General features: G+C 43.2%; 17 protein-coding genes. 13 read left to right on the forward strand and 4 right to left on the reverse strand.

Annotation, left to right across the window (positions count from 1 at the left end):
• Nucleotides 1–80 precede the first annotated feature (80 nt).
• The 4 genes from L2W36_RS03650 to L2W36_RS03665 all read left to right on the forward strand — a co-directional run bounded on the left by L2W36_RS03650 (nt 81) and on the right by L2W36_RS03665 (nt 4,880).
• Nucleotides 81–1,088: a LacI family DNA-binding transcriptional regulator gene (locus L2W36_RS03650; RefSeq protein ID WP_236109354.1), complete on the forward strand. Its 1,008-nt coding sequence runs from the start codon at nt 81–83 to the stop codon at nt 1,086–1,088.
• 6 nt (nt 1,089–1,094) lie between these two features.
• A complete protein-coding gene (locus L2W36_RS03655; RefSeq protein ID WP_096442154.1) occupies nt 1,095–1,811 on the forward strand; it encodes a GntR family transcriptional regulator in 717 nt (238 codons plus the stop codon).
• Between the two features lie 199 nt (nt 1,812–2,010).
• Nucleotides 2,011–3,372: a PTS transporter subunit EIIC gene (locus L2W36_RS03660; RefSeq protein ID WP_006070403.1), complete on the forward strand. Its 1,362-nt coding sequence runs from the start codon at nt 2,011–2,013 to the stop codon at nt 3,370–3,372.
• Nucleotides 3,373–3,452: 80 nt separating this feature from the next.
• Nucleotides 3,453–4,880, forward strand: coding sequence for a sucrose-6-phosphate hydrolase (locus L2W36_RS03665; RefSeq protein WP_236109355.1), 1,428 nt, complete (start codon nt 3,453–3,455; stop codon nt 4,878–4,880).
• Nucleotides 4,881–4,942: 62 nt separating this feature from the next.
• On the opposite strand, the gene L2W36_RS03670 is transcribed toward L2W36_RS03665, so the two are convergent.
• Complete coding sequence (locus L2W36_RS03670) at nt 4,943–5,125, reverse strand: hypothetical protein (RefSeq protein ID WP_038227355.1); 183 nt, start codon at nt 5,123–5,125, stop codon at nt 4,943–4,945.
• A 612-nt stretch (nt 5,126–5,737) separates the two neighbouring features.
• Here L2W36_RS03670 and L2W36_RS03675 point away from each other — a divergent pair.
• Complete coding sequence (locus tag L2W36_RS03675; RefSeq protein ID WP_236109356.1) at nt 5,738–6,859, forward strand: carbohydrate porin; 1,122 nt, start codon at nt 5,738–5,740, stop codon at nt 6,857–6,859.
• Between the two features lie 459 nt (nt 6,860–7,318).
• Here L2W36_RS03675 and L2W36_RS03680 read toward each other — a convergent pair whose 3' ends face one another.
• Nucleotides 7,319–8,689, reverse strand: coding sequence for a YjiH family protein (locus tag L2W36_RS03680; RefSeq protein ID WP_236109357.1), 1,371 nt, complete (start codon nt 8,687–8,689; stop codon nt 7,319–7,321).
• A gap of 299 nt (nt 8,690–8,988) precedes the next feature.
• Between L2W36_RS03680 and L2W36_RS03685 the strand changes: the two genes are divergently transcribed.
• From L2W36_RS03685 to sigZ, 7 genes are all read left to right on the forward strand, one after another.
• Nucleotides 8,989–9,615, forward strand: a complete 627-nt coding sequence (locus L2W36_RS03685) for a hypothetical protein (protein WP_236109358.1) — start codon at nt 8,989–8,991, stop codon at nt 9,613–9,615.
• 123 nt (nt 9,616–9,738) lie between these two features.
• On the forward strand, nt 9,739–10,047 hold the full coding sequence (locus L2W36_RS03690) for an isoamylase early set domain-containing protein (RefSeq protein ID WP_038227352.1): 309 nt from the start codon (nt 9,739–9,741) through the stop codon (nt 10,045–10,047).
• A 138-nt stretch (nt 10,048–10,185) separates the two neighbouring features.
• The gene (locus L2W36_RS03695; RefSeq protein ID WP_051868058.1) at nt 10,186–11,502 is read left to right on the forward strand and encodes a peptidoglycan DD-metalloendopeptidase family protein; all 1,317 of its coding nucleotides are present in this window, start codon (nt 10,186–10,188) and stop codon (nt 11,500–11,502) included.
• A 27-nt stretch (nt 11,503–11,529) separates the two neighbouring features.
• Nucleotides 11,530–11,880 (forward strand): hypothetical protein, encoded by a 351-nt coding sequence (locus L2W36_RS03700; protein ID WP_006070412.1) that lies wholly within the window; start codon nt 11,530–11,532, stop codon nt 11,878–11,880.
• Nucleotides 11,881–12,005: 125 nt separating this feature from the next.
• Nucleotides 12,006–13,367 carry a DUF1800 domain-containing protein gene (locus L2W36_RS03705; protein ID WP_236109359.1) on the forward strand — a complete coding sequence of 454 codons (1,362 nt, stop codon included), beginning with the start codon at nt 12,006–12,008 and terminating at the stop codon, nt 13,365–13,367.
• Nucleotides 13,368–13,373: 6 nt separating this feature from the next.
• Nucleotides 13,374–14,507: a DUF1501 domain-containing protein gene (locus L2W36_RS03710; protein ID WP_236109360.1), complete on the forward strand. Its 1,134-nt coding sequence runs from the start codon at nt 13,374–13,376 to the stop codon at nt 14,505–14,507.
• Nucleotides 14,508–14,601: 94 nt separating this feature from the next.
• Nucleotides 14,602–15,138, forward strand: a complete 537-nt coding sequence (sigZ, locus tag L2W36_RS03715; RefSeq protein ID WP_236109361.1) for an RNA polymerase sigma factor SigZ — start codon at nt 14,602–14,604, stop codon at nt 15,136–15,138.
• 31 nt (nt 15,139–15,169) lie between these two features.
• On the opposite strand, the gene L2W36_RS03720 is transcribed toward sigZ, so the two are convergent.
• Nucleotides 15,170–16,342 carry a MalY/PatB family protein gene (locus L2W36_RS03720; RefSeq protein WP_236109362.1) on the reverse strand — a complete coding sequence of 391 codons (1,173 nt, stop codon included), beginning with the start codon at nt 16,340–16,342 and terminating at the stop codon, nt 15,170–15,172.
• Between the two features lie 316 nt (nt 16,343–16,658).
• Between L2W36_RS03720 and L2W36_RS03725 the strand changes: the two genes are divergently transcribed.
• On the forward strand, nt 16,659–18,251 hold the full coding sequence (locus tag L2W36_RS03725) for an ATP-binding cassette domain-containing protein (RefSeq protein WP_236109363.1): 1,593 nt from the start codon (nt 16,659–16,661) through the stop codon (nt 18,249–18,251).
• A 33-nt stretch (nt 18,252–18,284) separates the two neighbouring features.
• Here L2W36_RS03725 and L2W36_RS03730 read toward each other — a convergent pair whose 3' ends face one another.
• Nucleotides 18,285–18,614 (reverse strand): DUF4870 family protein, encoded by a 330-nt coding sequence (locus L2W36_RS03730; protein ID WP_062456033.1) that lies wholly within the window; start codon nt 18,612–18,614, stop codon nt 18,285–18,287.
• Nucleotides 18,615–18,743: the final 129 nt, after the last annotated feature.

Genomic DNA, 18,743 nt, shown 5'->3' on the forward strand with positions numbered 1-18,743 from the left:
ATTGAAAATGAATTTGTGATCTCACACACGATCTTTTAGGAAAATAAGATCAAACTGACCGAGTGGATGAGTAGGAAGGAATGAGCAAAAAATTAAAACTTGCTGACATAGCAAAACTCGCTGGTGTATCGAAATCAACGGTGAGTTTTGTATTGAATGGGCATGCAGAAAAGCATCGAATCACGAAAGAAACCGTGGAGAGAGTACTGCATGTTGTGCAAGAGAATAACTATTCGCCTAGTGTTTATGCCCGAGCGCTAAAATCGAAAAAGAGCTCTACTTTTGGACTTGTGATCCCCGACCTACTCAACCTTGGTTTTGCGTCTATTGCCAAAGAATTAGAACGTCTCTGCTTAGCATCAGGCTATCAGTTATTACTGGCTTCAACCGATGATGACCCTGAAACAGAAATGCGAGCAGTAGACAATCTAATATCACGTCAAGTCGACGGCATCATGATTGCGTCTTGTCTCACCAGTGATGCTTTCTATAGCGGATTACCTGACGATCTTCCGCTTGTTTTCTTTGACCGTTCGTTCGAATCTTCAGATTTTAATATGGTGACCACTGACGCTTACGATGCAACGAGACTGTTATTAACGGAACATACGAAAAACGTGGCAGAGTGTGTTTTTATTGGTGGACAATTAGAACTTTCACCAAGTAAAGAACGCTATCAAGGTTATGTAGATGCGTTAGCTACAAACCAAATTCCGTTGAATCAGAGCTTAGTGTTCAATCGTGATTATCAGCCTTCAAGTGGTTACGACATGATGGCTGCGTGTGTTGATGAACTTGGTCGATTGCCACACTGTTTATTTACGGCATCTTATTCATTGTTAGAAGGGGTGCTGCGCTATCTTAACGAACATGACCTATTTGCTACCGCAATCAACGAACGGATGCGAATTGCGACGTTTGATAATTATGCCATATTAGATTGCTTGCCATTGCAGATAGACTCAATAGAGCAAAATTGCGTCGAATTAGCGTCAGAGATCTTTGACTGTCTACAAAAGACCTTGTCTAATTCTCAATATCAAAGCAAGATTAGTGTTAAAGCGCACCTTCATCAGCGGAGTTACTAACCGGACATGGAATCAAAATCTCTACAGCCTTTATATATTCAAGTGGCCGATACGCTAAAACAGCGGATTGATGAAGGGCTATATCCGCAAGGCTCGAAGTTGCCTTCCGAGAGTCAGTTAGTAGAGAGTTTAGGTGTAAGTCGTGTCACGGTCAGAAAGGCGTTAGGTCAACTTGCCGATATTGGCTATACCACCTCCGAAAAAGGTAAAGGTACTTTTGTTGCTCATCAAAAACTTAAGCATGATTTCTTAGGGATGGCGGGCTTTGCTCAAGAGTTGCAGGGAGCAGGGCTTGAGGCTCACAACCAAGTGATTCACTTTGAGAAGGTGGAAGCAGATGAATCATTAGCCTCCAAGCTGTCTATAACAGTGGGCGATCTCGTCTATCATTGCGGTCGACTGCGTGTTGTAAATCAACAGGTTGTTTCTTACGAAGATTTCTATATACCATGGGCGTTACTTCCAGATTTAGATGCCCAGTCTCTTTCGGGCTCCAAATTTGCTTATCTTAAGCAACGTGATATTGAAATGGTGAAAACACAACAAAAGATAAAACCAGCGTTGCCAAGCCTATTCATTCAAAAGCAGCTGTCTGTAGATAAGTTAGAGCCGATACTGATCAATGAATCGATCAATTTTCGCACTGAATCTCAGCCTTATGAGTACTCCATTGTCTATTATAAGTCCAGTGTCTATGACTTTGAGATAACTGCCAGACTTTAATAATCTTATCAATTAGTTACCAAGCCACCTCTTAATGAGGTGGTTTTTTTGTATCTGAGCTAACTATTATTGAATGTGATGATAAGCACGTTTCTAAAGTTCAAAAGCACAAATAGATACAACTTGTATTTATCCTGTATTACATTAATACATGTTGAATACAGGTTGTTATCTTGTGCTCTTGGGAGAGAACGAAAAAATGGCAAGAAATGCTCAAATCGTTGCAACAGAAGTGATGGCGCTGCTTGGTGGAGAAACCAATATCGAGCAGTTGACACATTGTGCAACGCGGTTGCGGGTCGTGACGAAAGACGACTCTAAAGTCGATGCGGAAAAACTAGGCGAAACAGAAGGCGTTCACGGTTACTTTTTTAAAAATGGCCAACACCAAGTCATACTAGGTACGGGCTTTGTTGGTAAGGTGTTTGCGGTATTAACAGGCAATGGTGATGTTGAAACCAGTGCCGCACCGAAAAAAGAGCAAGCGGGTAGTGCTTTCCAACGAGTGACTCGTACGTTTTCAGATATCTTTGTTGCCATTATTCCTGCGCTAGTTGCGACGGGTTTATTGATGGGATTGCGCGGACTGATCGTTAATGGCTTTGGGGTGGAATTGTCACCTCAATTGACGACGCTGTCTCAAGTGCTTACTGATACCGCGTTTATCTTTATTCCAGTCTTAGTGACATGGTCAGCGATGAGAGTGTTCGGTGGCAATCCAGTACTCGGTATTGTACTCGGATTGATGCTGGTTGCTCCTCAATTAGCAAGCAAATGGGATGTCGCTTTTGGTAATGCAGAAGCACTGATGATTCCTTTCTTCGGCTTTAATATTGCCGTCACTGGCTTGCAGAGTTCTATCTTACCTGCCGTGTTTATGGGTTGGTTTGCTGCAACTGTTGAGAAAACATCACGCAAGTACGTGCCGGAGGTGTTGGATCTTATCCTTACTCCATTCATTACGCTGTTGGTGTCGCTGATTGCAGGATTAGTTTTCGTTGGACCATTACTATTAGGTATCGAAAAGCTAATTACCGATGTCGTAGTGTATTTTTTACAAATTCCATACGGTATTGGCGGTTTGATTTACGGTGGCGCGATTCAGTTTATGGCCGTTACGGGTATGCACCATACTATCGTGCCAATTACCATTGCCATGGTGACTGAAACTGGTTTTGACTATATCAACCCACTGGGTACCGCTGCGATTGCAGGTCAATTTGGTGCGGCGATTGCGGTGATGACTATGCAAACCAGCAAGGTGAAAAAGTCAGGCATGTTTGGGGCAGCGCTACCTGCGTTATTTGGTATTACTGAACCGGCAATGTTTGCAGTGACCTTACCTCGCGTTAAGCCATTCCTTTATGGATGCGTTGGCGGTGCAATCGGTGGCTGCCTAGGTGCTATCGCAGGAATTGGTTCAGCGGGTACGGGGGCGACGATGCTTCCTGGAATGCTGCTGTACCTCGGTGGTGGTCTTGGTATGTATATCGTGGTCATGTTGGTTGCTGCTTTGGTAGCTTTTGTCATGACTAAGTTGTTCTACAAAGAACCTCAATAACTTATTTCCTTTTTATCCCTTCATGGACGCGACTAGGTGACATGAAGGGATTTTGCGTTTTAAAGCTACAGTGAGTCGTTATGGATTTTTCTAATCGTCAAAACCGCTTCGTGCGGCTAGACGAAGTGTCAGCAGAGTATCTGAAACATATTGAGTCATTGACTCAAAATGACCCCTATTATCCGAGTTACCATATAGCACCCAAACATGGGTTGGTTAATGACCCAAATGGGCTTAGTTACTTTAATGGTGAACATCATATTTTCTATCAATGGTTTCCATTAGGGCCCGTTCATGGACTTAAGCACTGGTATCACGTATCAACGAAGGATTTCGTGCACTTCAAAGATAGAGGAGTCGCACTGTATCCTGATCAGGATTACGACCAACACGGGTGTCATACTGGTGTGGCAGTCGTTGAGGGTGAGCAGCTTAACCTGCTGTATACCGGACATTTGGTATATGAACCAAACAGCGGTCACCCGACTCAAGTTCTCGCTGTTATGGATAAAGAAGGGAAGATAGAGAAGAAAGGAGTCGTTGTTGACTACAACTCTCAACACTACACACATAACATGCGTGACCCTGTCACAATGAAGAGAGAAGATGACTATTATATGTTGATTGGTGCTGAGAGCCATCAACAGCAAGGTAAGTTGGCGCTTTATCACGGGAGACAAATCGATGCCTACCAATACAAGGGGAATGTTGATATAGGCATTGGTGAGTTTGGTTATATGTGGGAGTGCCCTAACTACTATGAGGAGACTGGTAGTGGCGTCTTTATTTTCTCTCCTCAAGGCGTCACTTCTGATAGTAAGTACGATTTCAATAATGTGTTTTCTGTGGTCTATATCGTTGGTAAACCGTTAGATACTGAGAATCTTAAGTTCGAACATCAGGGCTACTTTGAACTCGATAAAGGCTTTGATTTCTATGCCCCTCAAACTTATTTAGACAACAAAGGACGCCGCATTCTGATTGGTTGGTTAGGTAATTCGAAAAGCGAGTATCCAACGGATAAGAATTACTGGGCGCATATGCTGACATTGCCAAGAGAGATAAGCATAGAAGGTAATAAACTGCGCCAAACACCGCTCGTGGAACTTACTGACTTGCGCGAAAGTAGTGAAGTATTAAGGCCACAACATGAACTAATTAGTCGAGCTTTTGAACTTGAAGTGAGTGTGGAGCAAGACTTCGTTATAGAGTTTGCTAATCAGAGTGGCGACAAAATGACGTTTTCTGGCAATGAAACGGAGTGGTGCTTAGACAGGACACATGTGACGGAAACACATGCTGAGCAGTTTGGCACAGTTCGATACGCTCTGCGGCAAAGTAATGACAGCCTAGTGCGTGTGTTTGTCGACCATTCCAGTATTGAAATATTCTGTGACTTCGGAGAGACGGTATTCACATCACGTATTTTCGTTAGCGATTTGAACCAACTTCATTTGTCCAAAGCAACCGGACAGATACATTACTTAAGTGGTATTCATTACGAATAGATGAAAACAAAAACGACCAGCCTCGGCTGGTCGTTTTTGTTAGGTATGGTCACTCGTCTAGATTAGCGGTAGCTTCGCTTGGATGTGCTTAGTTCCATAATCATAGCTAATTCTTCTTCCGTAACCAAATCGCTGGGCTGTTGGCGTGTTGATAAACGCTCAACAAATCGCTTCACGTCGCGAAGCTGCTCAGTATTTAAATGATGCATAGCGTCGACAATGTCTTTTTCTAGCGCATGGTTCATATCAGCATCACTCCTTTGTTTTTCCTTATCTCTAACTTAGACCATATGAGTCTAATAGCAAGGCTTTTTATGCATATTGTTACACTTGATATCTATAACACTGCATGGATAACGAGAACTAGATTAATAGAAAGGCAATACAAATAGTGTGGAAAAAATAAACATGAGCATTAGAGGTGATATAGAAAATACATTTACACCATTGTTACATTTTGGAAACTGATAATTAATAATTTAAATAGTAGTTAAGAATTACTATGTGTGTGAGCAAGATCACTGAAAGTAATTTATCCGCCAAAAAGTTCCCCTAAATTACCTCAATAAATGTTTTTAAAGCTAAATGTATATTTATTTATATATAAACTATTGATAAATAAGAATATTTGCATTTTTATAAAAACGTGATTTAGATAGGCATTTTCAAATTCTTAGGATTGCTGCATGTCGGGATATTAGTGAAAATTTGTCTCGTTCATTCGGTACATGATTTTCAAACTTTTGAGTAATGTGACTGGTGAATGAGTTTTCAAAGTTTAACGACGCTTATTCACGACAACTCAATAGCTTTTAAAAAATAACAAAAATAGTTAATTACAATCCTTGGGGTTAATAATGAAAAATACTTTCAAACTATCGCTAGCTGCAGTACTTGTTTCTTCTGCAATGGCGGCAAACGCTGGTATCAGCATCGTTGACAACGAAACTGGTAACTTCTCTATCGGTGGTGATGTTGAATTTGATTTCAACTATGAGAACTTTGACCGCGAGCACCCAGCTGCTGGCGAATCTGATTACAATTTTAGCCAATCTGGTCGTATTCTTCTTGAGTTCTCAGGAGAGCGTCTAACTTCTACAGGTCATGTTTTCCAAGTAAATGTTCAACCGCTAATGCAAAGCAACGGTGAAGTTGCACTGGATGACGCATGGTTTGCGTTCGGTGCTCAAGATGGCTGGAACGTGCGTATGGGTCGTTTCGAAGCATTTGACATGTTCCCAGTAGGTCAAGACACGTTCCTTGAATACTCTGGTGATACATCTAATGATCTAGTATCAAGCGACGCACCATATGTTTATCAAATGAAAGAAGGCCGTGGTCGTGGTGCTGATGGTCAAATCATGTATAGCCAAAACTTTGACAACCTTTACCTAGAACTTGCCACAATGATCGGTGACCGTTCTGTATTATTTGCTGACAAAGAATACCACAACGTACAAATCAAGAGCTCTAAGGATTCTCTACTAGTTCGTCCAGTTGTAGGCTATCAAGCGGGCAACTTTGGCATTGCTGCCTCTATGGAAGCAAACCTAATTAAAGACGCTGTTGTTGTACAAGGTGTAGATGGCGATGTAGATATCTCTGACCGTATGGGTTACGGTGTGACTACAAACTATACAACTGATGACTGGAACTTGATTGCAAACTTTGCATACATGGATGCAGTTGATGAGAACAACATGTCCCTTGGTCTAAACGCTCTTTACAAAGGCTTTGGTCTTGGTTACGTTTGGGCAGAGAACGACTATGAAAGTAAGAAAGTTGGTACTTACCTAGATGGTAAAGTAAATGTAGACACTGTTTATGCTTCTTACGAGTTTGCAGATGTACTTCAAGTTGAAGACTTCTCTATTTACGTGGGTGCATACCACACTAAAGTTAACGACAAAACTGTTCAGCAAGACGTTTCAGAAGACAAGGACACTGGTTTCCGCGTACGCTTCAAGTACTTCTTCTAAGCGCTTAGCCGTATAGAACAGAAACACTGCCTTATATAAACGGAGCCCATCGGCTCCGTTTTCTTGTTTAGACTACTAGAGCTTCAATCGTCGAACAACTACCTGAGATTACGCCGAAACACTCCCCTTGCGGCTTGTCCTCGGTGAGCGCTTACTATATCCCACCGTCACCATGATGTTCTCATTGATTTCCTCATAACTTATCTCTCCAAAAAGCCTCTACACGATGCGATGTTGGACCGTAATCAATAACAGTAGGCATTGTCCAATAATCAATAACAACACTACTCTGTTGCCATGTGGGCGCCTAAATTAGCGAGTTTGTTATTGAGCACAGTAATTAGTGAAGGGGAAAGGTTTGGATTATGGTTGATACGATGGTTTGAATGGAAACGCAAAAGGTAAGCCATACTAAAAAGGCCCACCGAAGTGAGCCTTTTAACTGAGCAATATGTTTTACTAGAAAATCAAATGCGCGACACCAGCGATAACAGGTAACGTAATCAAAGTACGCAGGATGAAGATAGCGAACAGTTCGAAGATGTTTACTGGGATACGGCTACCAAGTAGTAGAGCACCCACTTCAGACATATAGATAAGCTGAGTAACGGACATCGCGGCGATAACAAAACGCGTCATTTCACTATTGATTGATGCTGCTAGGATTGACGGAATAAACATGTCTGCAAAGCCAACAACCATAGTCTTGGATGCCGCAACTGCTTCAGGTACGCCCAATAACTCTAGGTAAGGAATAAATGGTGTACCGAGCGTTTCAAACACTGAAGTGTATTCAGCGATAACAAGCGCGACTGTACCTAGGCCCATAACCACAGGAAGAACCCCAAACACCATATCTACGGCATTCTTAATACCTTCGCCAAACACCGATTTTGCAGAAGTAACAGTGCCTGCTCGTTTAAGTGCTAAATCAAGACCCCAAGAGAAAGTAGAATGGCCTTCAGGAATCACTTCAGCATCTTTAGCTGGTTTAGTACCGTCAATGAACACGTCTTTTTTGTTACGTAGTGGCGGCAAACGAGGAATGATAATCGCTGCAACAACACCTGCTAAACAGATAGCGCCATAAAACGGTAAAAACAGATGCTCAAGCTCAACCTGAGCGATAACCACTAAGCTGAACGTGATTGATACTGCTGAGAAAGTAGTACCAATAACGGCTGCTTCACGCATGGTGTAGAATTTGTTTTCGTACTGCTTGCTCGTTAGAAGAATGCCAACACTACCGTCACCTAACCAAGATGCCATACAGTCGATAGCACCACGACCTGGTAGGTTGAATACTGGGCGCATGATTTTACTTAGTAACGCACCAAATAGTTCTAACAAACCAAAGTTAAGCAAAAGAGGAAGCAATAAACCTGCAAAGATAAATACAGCAAATAGAGTGGGTAGCAGACCTTCGAGTACTAGACCACCGGTATTTTCTTCCCAAATCGCTTGAGGACCAACTTGGAAGTAAGTCATTACTACCGCTAAGCCACCGATCAAACGAACTGCTAACCACATTGGGCTTGGATTAAATAGACCGTTTAAAAATTCATTGTTATTAATGAATGTTGGCTTAGCAATGCGGGTGATGACTGACGCGATAGCCATAAATGCGATGATAGCTGTAACTAGAGGTACGATGAAATCGCCAACCGCCGCTTGTAGTGATTTAGCTAAGACAGCGACAGGTATAGTTAAACCGCCGTCAAAGGTGATTGGAGCCATGAACAGGAACAGGCCAATTAAAGACGGGATGAAGAACATCCAGAAGTTGCCTTTCTTTCCAGACTCAGGAACAGATTGAGCGCTATTTTGCATTTTTCTCTCGTGTTACAACTAGTTAATAATGGACAATTCCGTTGCCTATTTATTCACTAAACATCCATATTTGCTCATTGCGCGCAAGATTACTGCTTTTTATCAATCAAGGCAATACTATTCATCAATAAGGACTAAATATTCATAATTTAGTGCTGATGTCGTAAATGATATGCAAAACAATGTTCGGTGCTAAGGCTTTGTAAATCTGTCTAAGTATAGTGGGTTGTTACTCTTTGAGCTTAGTAATCGAAAGCGCTACACTAAACGAAGAACTTAACTTATTGAGAATTATCACAATGCCTCGCAAGAAACTTCCAGTGCCACTGATTTTACTGATCCCACTTTGTCTTCTCGTCGTTGTCATTGTGGCTGGAGTCTATCGATTTTCGATGAGTGATGAGGAGATACTGGCCAAATTCCCATCTCACCAAGCAGAAAAGGCCGATGTCGTCGTAGAGACTATTCTAGGCGTTAAAGTGGCAAATCCATGGACAATTCAGGTACCAGAAACCAGCGCGTTCTCTTTGCTTACTGATATCGATGTTGATAAAAAAGTGGCTGCAGGTAGTTATGATGATGGTATGGAGCGTGGCAACGTCTACCTACTGTATCAATTTAAGCAACTCATGTTTGAAAACAATAAGCTTCATTTCGCTGTTGTACCATTTGCCGTGAGTAACCAAGGCTCGGGAGTCTTCTATTACCTTGGCTTGTTTAATTGGGACGAATCAAGGCAGCGAGTAATTCTTACAGACGCTAAACTAGCTGGGGATCGAGTGGACATTGAATCTCTAGACTTATCCGGACAGGATGCAACATTAATGTTCAAAAGCCATGGCCCTGAACAGTCAATGACAGAAACGCCGACAAAGGAAAATTCACTGGTTTGCACACTGAAAAATGGCAAATTGACAGGATGTTAATTGGAATTTGTTTCCACTCGTAAATGATATGCATCTTTGTCACTTATTATGTTGAGAATGTGAGCTTGATTACATAATATGACACTTTGATGTTGTTATTTTTTAGACAAACGGAGCTTGCAAATGATCAATAAGCGTTTTTTTAAAACTAAAGATGAAGTAGAAGTCACGTTCGAACTGGATGCGACCAATATTGAAAGTGCGGTACTAGTGGCAGAATTTCACGATTGGCAACCTATGCCAATGAAGAAAGTTGCGAAAACCAAATCTTTCAAATATAAAACTCGTTTGCCAAAAAACGCGGAGTTTCAGTTCCGCTACCTTGTGAATGAGAACGACTGGGTTAATGATGCTGAAGCGGATAACTATGTACCAAATGGCTTCGGCGCCGACAACTGTATTGTAAAAACAGAACAGGTATGTGAAGCCTGATTCTCAGTAATGCTGATTTTGTAGAAAGCGAAGCGACAAGCTTCGCTTTTTTACATTCTTATCACAGGTTTTACCTTAATTTTCCTCTCAATCGGATGCAATTCGCCGAAGAAACGATTAACCTGTTGGCTCTTTTTAATGGAATGCATTGGAACCATTGTGCAATCGAATCAACCTATAGACGGCGTATGCGCGGCAAAGACGCCGTCACGAAAACTAAAACGCGGCCTCGCTTTTACCGTGCCTCTTATCGCGGCGTTTCTGTTTCTTCATAGTCTGCCTAGCTCAAACCTCAACGGAACGGTAGAGCTAGACCTTAATGATTCACCTATCGCCAAAGCCATTACTCCTGAGCCAACCAAAGCTGAACTACCACCTAAATTCGCCTATACCGTGAAGTCAGGTGACAGCTTGAGCCAAATTTTCGACCAACTTGGTTTTCCTTACTCAGACATGATGTCAGTAATGGAAACCGATTTGGATTACTTAGTGCTCGACACGCTGCGTCCCGGTGACAAGATGCGATTTTGGCAAGATGAAGCCACTGGCGCACTCGGTCAATTGGAAGTTCAACGCAGTGTGGCCGAAAAAGCGGTTTATACTCGACTAGACGACGGTAGCTTTGAATTTAAGGATGTCTCTATTCCTGGCGTGTGGGAAAGCGTGGCTTTGGTCGGTGAAATTCATGGCAGCTTCTCTTCTTCAGCGAACAAATTAGGTTTAAACCCTCGTGAGATTGAGCAAGTTGTTACACTGCTTAAAGACAAACTGAGTTTCACTCGTGACCTTCGTGCCGGTGACCGTTTTGAAGTTGTCAAAAACAGTCAGTTTGTTGATGGCACCGCGACAGGTAACTCTGAAATACAAGCAATTAAGATCTTTAACCGTGGCGCGATGTACTCAGCTTACCTTCATACTAATGGTCAGTACTATGATGCTAAAGGTGACAGTTTACAGCGTGCATTTATGCGCTACCCTGTGAAAAATCATCGAATTACCTCAGGCTTCAACCCTAACCGTCGCCATCCTGTAACAGGCAGGATTGCCCCGCATAACGGCACTGATTTCGGTGTTCGTACTGGTACGAATGTTTATACCACTGGTGATGGCGTTGTTGCTATGGTGCGCAACCACCCATATGCAGGTAAGTATATCGTTATCGACCATGGTGGTCCGTACAAGACTCGTTATCTTCATTTAAGTAAGATTCTGGTGAAGAAAGGTCAAAAGGTGACTCGTGGTACTCGTATCGGCTTGTCTGGAGCGACTGGGCGAGTGACTGGGCCTCACTTGCATTACGAATTGATTTCTCGTGGGCGACCAGTTAATGCTATGCGAGCGAACATTCCTATGGCAGACTCTGTGCCCAAGAACGAGCTCAAGCAGTTTATTGCTCGTCGTGATGAGTTAGACTCTATGCTTGAGAAACAAGAAACTAAACTGGCGAGCTTGTAGTTCGCTAGGTTAATAACGGTATTGATAATGCAACAACTAGAATTTCAACTACTTGTCATGCAGCTTTGCGAGTTCAAAACGCTCCCAGATGCATTGAATAAGCTTAAAAGCGTCGAGAACCAAGAGATTGTCGAGGCAGCAAACAGTTTAAGCGGTCAATTTGCATTAGCGGATGTCGATGGTGAACAGCGTATTTATCATGTATTCACCGATATCGATGATAACGGTGACGAGCAAGAATACGTAGAGCACATTATGAACGAAGGTGACGATATCATTAAGTTTGTCGCTTGGTTCTTCGACGCTATGTTTGAAATGAAGCAAAGTGACACGTATAAGGCGGCAGGTAAGACTTACAAGCAACCTAAACGTTCTTAATCCTATCCGGATAAAGTCAAAACGGCGCTCAAATGAGCGCCGTTTGTTATTTTATCGTCAGGGCAGGTGTGCAATTTTTGCTTAGTGTGTAATGCTTTAGGTATCGCATACTTACAGAGGTTGCCATGGAGAACAAGGACACTGCTCAATACATTGTTTCGCAGCGATTTGGTTTTGGGCCAAGAGTTGGTGATGCTAAGCTTGAACCTAGTTTAAATGAGCAACTCAAAGCTCAGGCTTATACTCATAAGGCGATTTCATCGCTTCCATCTACCGATGAAATGTTGGCACATTTTGGTGACCTGAATCGAAGACGAAAGGCAGCAAAAAGCGCAGAAGAGAAAAAACAGTTTACCAAAACCAATAATGCGTTTTTTCAAGAAAACTTTCGCAATCTTGTTCATGCGCGAAACTTACATACCCTATACACTCCACTAAGCTTTCAAGAACGTTTAATCCAATTTTGGAGCAACCATTTTGCGATCTCCGCGGATACACGTAGAGTCCGTCCAATTGCTTCTGGTGTTGAAAATGAAGTAATCAGAGAGCTTTGGTCTATCGATTTTCCGAGTATGCTGGTAGGCGTGATTCAACACCCCAGTATGCTGATCTTCCTTGATAACCACCAGTCAGTTGGGCCTAATTCCAAAGCAGGGCAAAAGCGCAATAAAGGACTCAATGAAAACTTAGCTCGAGAGATTTTAGAGTTGCATACTTTAGGCGTGGATGGTGGCTATACACAAAACGATGTTGTTGAGCTCGCGCAGGGTATCACTGGTTGGACGGTGAGCTTTAAACCGGACAGTCCAGGTTATCGCTTTTCATCGACCATGCATGAACCTGGTGCGATTAACGTATTGGGTAAAGTGTACGATCAGCAAGGTGAAGAACAGGGCATGAGCTGTCTTCGCGATCTTGCAAATCATGAAAATACCGCAAGACATCTATGTGGCAAATTGGTCGAGCATTTCTACGGTGTAGGACACTCTTCATTGGTAGATAAACTCACCAAAGTCTGGATAGATAACGAAGGCATGTTAATTCCGGTATATCTGACATTGATTAATAGCAGCCTCAAAAATAAGGATGAGCGCCTGCGTTTTCGTACACCTCAGGAATGGTATTTTGCCGTGCTCCGCAGCGCCGATTTTGAACCCAACCAGAAGCAGATGCATTCAATGTTGAGACAATTAGGGCAAGAACCGTTTATGTCAGGGTCGCCCGCAGGGTGGCCTGATAACGACGCTGATTATAATAGCTCGGCCGCATTGACTCAGCGTTGGCAAGTCGCCAACCAAGTGGCTAAGCTTTTGATTACCCAGATTGAGCGCAGTAAACAGAATCCGGATGACAGGGTGACACAGATTGCACAACGCCTTTATGGTAATGAAGTCGATGAACACCTACTGACTGCGTTAGAAAAGGCACAAGATGCCAGTTCCAAGTTTGTTGCGCTTTGGATGAGCCCACAGTTTCAATATAGGTAAACGGTTATGACGACACGACGACATTTTTTGAAAGGCGTAGGAGCGGCGTCTCTGGTTACCTTGCTACCCAATTTCTCCTTTGCGTCAACGCAAAGCCCAAATGTACTGATTTGGATAACACTTCGTGGCGCGATGGATGGCCTCAACGTGGTAGTACCAAGTTTTGATGAGCATTACCAAAAGTTACGGCCAACAATAGCACTCACCAAAGATCAGCTTAACCCGTTAGAGAAAGGGTTTGGCTTACATCCAGCATTAAAAAGTGTTCATCAGATGTATCAAGACAAGCAAGCCATGTTTGTTCATGCTTGTGCCACTGGTTATCGAAGTCGTTCTCACTTTGATGGTCAGAAGATTCTAGAAAATGGCTCCACGGATCCATTTGATCCTGTGGGGTGGTTGAATCGCTTTTTGTCGACACAACAGAACAACCAAGCGATTGCTATTGATGCCGGGCTACCATTGATTGCTCAAGGTGATGTCAAAGTCAGCAGTTGGTTTCCTCACAAGCTAAAAGCTAAAGAAGAACAAGCCAATTTACTTGTCGAAATGTTCCAATCTGATGCCAAACTCTCTGCAAACTTTGAAGAAGCAATGAAGTTAGAGTCAATGTCCATGGGCGGCAATCAAAATAAACAATTTACCAACTTAGCCAAGCAGGCTGGCAAGTTTGTGAGCTCGCCCAATGGGCCTAATATCGTAGTGCTAGAGCTGGGCGGATGGGACACACACTCGTCGCAAGGGGCGGAAAAAGGCAGACTTGCCAATCAGCTCAATAAGTTTGACCAAGGTATGGCAGCGTTAAAATCCGCATTAGGCGAAAAATGGCAGTCGACTGTGGTAATTGCAGCGAGTGAGTTTGGACGAACCGCCGCCGAGAATGGGACCAAAGGGACCGATCACGGCACAGGCAATGCGATGTTGGTGATGGGAGGAGCAGTACAACGCTCTAAGGTTTTATCCGATTGGCCAGGATTAGCTAGCAATCAGCTCTATCAGGGGCGTGACTTACAACCAACGTTGGATGTTCGTGCTGTCATCAAAGGTGTATTAGAGCAGCATATGGGGGCGGATCAAACGACGCTCAACAACACTTTCCCAGAGACGCAAGATATTCAGCCTATTCGTGTTTTATCATGACCTTAATGCATCGGCAGAAAAGTTGCGTCTTTTATGGGGTTGCTTCGTCTTAAAGAGATTAATTAAGGCAATGTGGGGTTAGGAGCCTGGGTTTATGCTTGCAGAATGGCAAAATCACAAAACAAAACTAAGAAATTACATCGCGAAACAAGTGGATGATGAGCATTTTGTTGACGACATTTTGCAGGATGTTTACATCAAAGCGAGTGATAATTTACATCAGCTCAAGTCCCAAGAAAGTTTGAGTAGTTGGCTATTTCGCATTGCCCATAATACGATTATGGATCACTACCGTCAGCGTCGTGATTTCGACCAGTTACCGCAAGATCTTGTTCATGAAGAGCCGGATACGGCAGAGCAGGCTCATCAAGAGGTGTCACAATGTTTAAGACCGCTCATAGATGAATTACCAGAGCAGTATCGCACACCTTTAATACTGGCAGAACTTGAGGGAATATCTCAAAAAGAGATAGCGGAGCGAATGGGGATATCGTTATCTGGTGCTAAGAGTCGAATTCAACGAAGCCGAATCAAGCTGAGGGAGCATATCATGCGATGTTGTGATATCGAAATCGGTCACGGCGGTGTGACCGATTATGCTCCAAAGGAAGCGTGGTTAAATCGGCAGTGAATCTCCCCTTAGCCATTAAGGGGAGTGGGATTTAGAGAGATTTAATTGCGGTGTGCAACCTAGCAAATGACGCTTGGATCTGTGCTCTGTCCACTGCGATATTCATGCGATAGTAATTAGGGTTGGTTTCGCCAAACCATGCACCCGGAGTCAGCCCCATTTTTGCCTCGTTAACTAGCAAAGACTTCAGCGCATCCGGCGCTAGTTGTAACTTGGAAAAATCGAACCAGATTTGGTTGGTACCCTCAGGTTTATACATGGTGATTTCTGGCAAAGATGAGGCAACAAACTCGGCGATCCAATGAACAGTGGTTTGAGTGTATTGCAAGTAGCCTTCAAACCATTCTCTACCTTTCTCGTAAGCAGCGATGGTGGCATAAGTTGTTAGCGCATTCCCATGGTCGATAGCCAATGAACTCACGGTTGATTTGATTTGTTGATACAAAGTGTCGTTATCGGTGTATATATATCCGTTCGCTATGCTGTTAAGTCCAAAGTTTTTAGCGGGTGAGCCGATAATGGAGATCGCTTTTTCGTATCCCAAAGAGACAATTGATGTGAATGTATGAGCGTCGAAAACGATATCGGCATGGATTTCGTCACTAACGATAATCACATCGTAACGGCGGGCAATATCGACCATCGTTTGAAGTTCAGAGCGAGTCCAAACACGACCAACAGGGTTATGAGGGTTACACAAAAGAACCATTTTGGCATTGCCCTGTTTGAGTTGCTGCTCAAAATCGTCAAAGTCGATGGTGTAGTGTCCATCTTCGATCTTGAGAGAATTACCTGCAACCACTCTGCCTGCCGATTCAATCAATCTGCGGAACTGATGATAAACCGGTGTTTGAATCAATACGCCGTCGCCTTGCTGGGTAAATTGGCGAATCAACAGGGCAATAGCACTCAAGACGCCCGGTACTTGCACGAAGTGATTTGGGTCTAATGACAGGTTATGTGCTGTTTCATTCCAGCGCGCAATGGCTGAAAAAACTCGAGAAGAGTCGAACTCGTAAGCATAAACTTCGCGCTCAACAAGACGTTGTAATTCCTGCGTAATTGGATTTGCAATGGGAAAATCCATATCAGCGACCCAATAGGGTATGACATCGTTTGTTCCGTAAAACTGGTTCAACATGACAGAATCATGTTTGATAAAGTTGTTCTGCGTAGCGGACGTTGATGAGGTTACTTTAAACATAGGTTTCTCTTATCATAAATAAGTGGTCATTAAATTAGACGGTGCTAATTCAAAAAAGACGCAGAGAATTTTGCTTTTTTGAGCAGAACAGTAGTTTTCTCATGCCGCTTGAGTTATAAATTCACTATCACTTTCCTAGGAGTACACGCCTACATGAACAACTAACTCAATTTCGATCGTTTTATACAAGTAACTTTTGAAATCGCAGAGTTAGTGGGCGTTGGCTCGTTCTATCTACACATCTCTATCCTCAGCATATAGCTGACTTGAAATAGTACTATCTGCCAAGCGTCACATGCTCTGTAAAGGAGGATGTATGACTGCATTTCATGCAATTTCAATCTCAAAGCAGTTTCCTGATGGAGACCGACTATTTTCATCGATTAGCTTCTCAACTGAAGAAGGCATCACAGCGTTAGTAGGAAAAAATGGCAGTGGCAAGAGTCATTTGGCGCAGATCCTCGCTAAATTAACCCCACCGTCTGAAGGGCGAGTGGAGTGGGGGAACCAGATCAGATCTGTTGGCTTCTATAACCAATTAGAAAGTGAATCAGACTTGTCTCAAAGTATTGCTCAACTATTAGGTGTGGAAAAAAAGTTGCTCGCCCTTGAGCACATTCAGCAAGGTGATAGCTCTTGTCATTGGTTTGACATGATTGCCGATGATGAATGGGATCTTGCTGAACAATTAGCAAGGCTACTCACGCAACTGCGTTTGCCTACCGATCTCAATATCAAACTCGCGCAATTAAGTGGTGGGCAACGTGCGGTATTAAGGCTTTATGTACTACTGCAGCAAGATTATGACGCATTAGTTCTTGATGAGCCTACTAACCATTTAGATTCTGAGCATGTTGATTGGTTAGTGAAGCAATTGAAAACAATAGATAGACCGGTGCTGGTAGTAAGCCACAATATTGCGTTCCTCAATCACGTTGACAAAATACTCGAGCTGAACTCGTTAGGTATTACCTGTTATGGAGGCAACTACCAAACATTCGTAGCTCACAAAAATGAGCATCTGCAAGCGTTGCAGGACAAAGCAAAATCACTGATTAAGGAAAGAAAGGTAAAAGCAGAGAAAGCACACCAACGGCTAATCACAGCTCAAAAACTCGCGACAAGAGGTAAAGCGCAAAGGACGAGTGGTAGCCAGCCAAAAATACTGATGGATGGTAAAAAGCAAGGCGCACAGAATGCTAACGCCGCGATTGCCGCTCAAAGTGAACGCCAGTTCGCGGTTTTGGATCAAAAACTTCAGCAAGTGACGGATCAAATAGAACAGAATAAAGCGCAGAAATGGTACACCGGAGTGGTTCAAACGAAGGGTAAGACAGCCATCGCGTTTGACGCATTTCAGCATGCTAATGTGCTTGGTGTACCGATTCGTGCGACGGTGCTTACCAGCGAGCATGCGTGGCTAAAAGGTCGTAATGGCTCGGGTAAGTCGACCATTTTAAAGCGAGTACTCGCTGTTAGCCAAAACTCAAGTGATGTGACTGATGGGCTTCGAGTCAATACGCAGTGTTTTTACTTAGATCAACACTTTTCTATACTTAACGGTGATTTAGCGCTGATTGACGCTGTGTGTGAAGGGTGTAATGAGATGACAATTCCTGTTGCTCGTACTCTATTAGCTGGCATCGGTTTTAGGCGAGACAAAGTCTATGACAAAGTCGAGCAACTCAGTGGTGGCGAGAAAATGAAGCTAGCCATGTTGATTGCTTCGCACCAAAAACAGGTGGCTACCCTGTTATTGGATGAACCGGATAATCACTTGGATCTCGAAGCAAAACAACAGTTGATTGTTGCTATTAACGGCTACGCAGGGACTGTGTTAGTTGTCAGTCATGATATGGGATTCATAGAGCAGTTAAGGATAGACAAAGTCATTGCCCTAACTGACTGACGAAAAAGAGAGGCTCAATCGAGCCTCTCTTTTTTAGTTGTAACCTTGATTGTCGAGCACCCTAACGAGTCCTTTCACACAGCGATAGATGACCCAAACGGATGTCCCGACAAGTATTAAGTAGCCAATGCCAAACAGCGGCATGGAGAAGATACCCACGACCGTCAAAATAATGGAGACCCAAAATGTCTGTACTGCGTTTTCGAGGTGATCAGCCAACGGACTACCTGCTGAGGAACTGCGCTTAAGCATGGCCCAGATACCGCCAACGAGATAGAAAATGCCAGTGAAACTTCCTAAAAGTAAACAGGCGTAAGCGACAATGGCGTTAGTTTTAGTTTGTTGGTCTTGTTCGGATAGCATAATCGTTCCCCTGTAATGACTTGATTTAACTATAGTACTTAAAACATGAACCAGAGATGAAACTGAAGGTTTCAAAGTAACAAAGCGGCCTTGAAAGCCGCTTTGTTGTTTACGCTGTACGTGAACTTA

It is taken from the genome of Vibrio sp. McD22-P3 (genome assembly GCF_021568915.1).
GTDB classification, from domain to species: domain Bacteria; phylum Pseudomonadota; class Gammaproteobacteria; order Enterobacterales; family Vibrionaceae; genus Vibrio; species Vibrio mediterranei.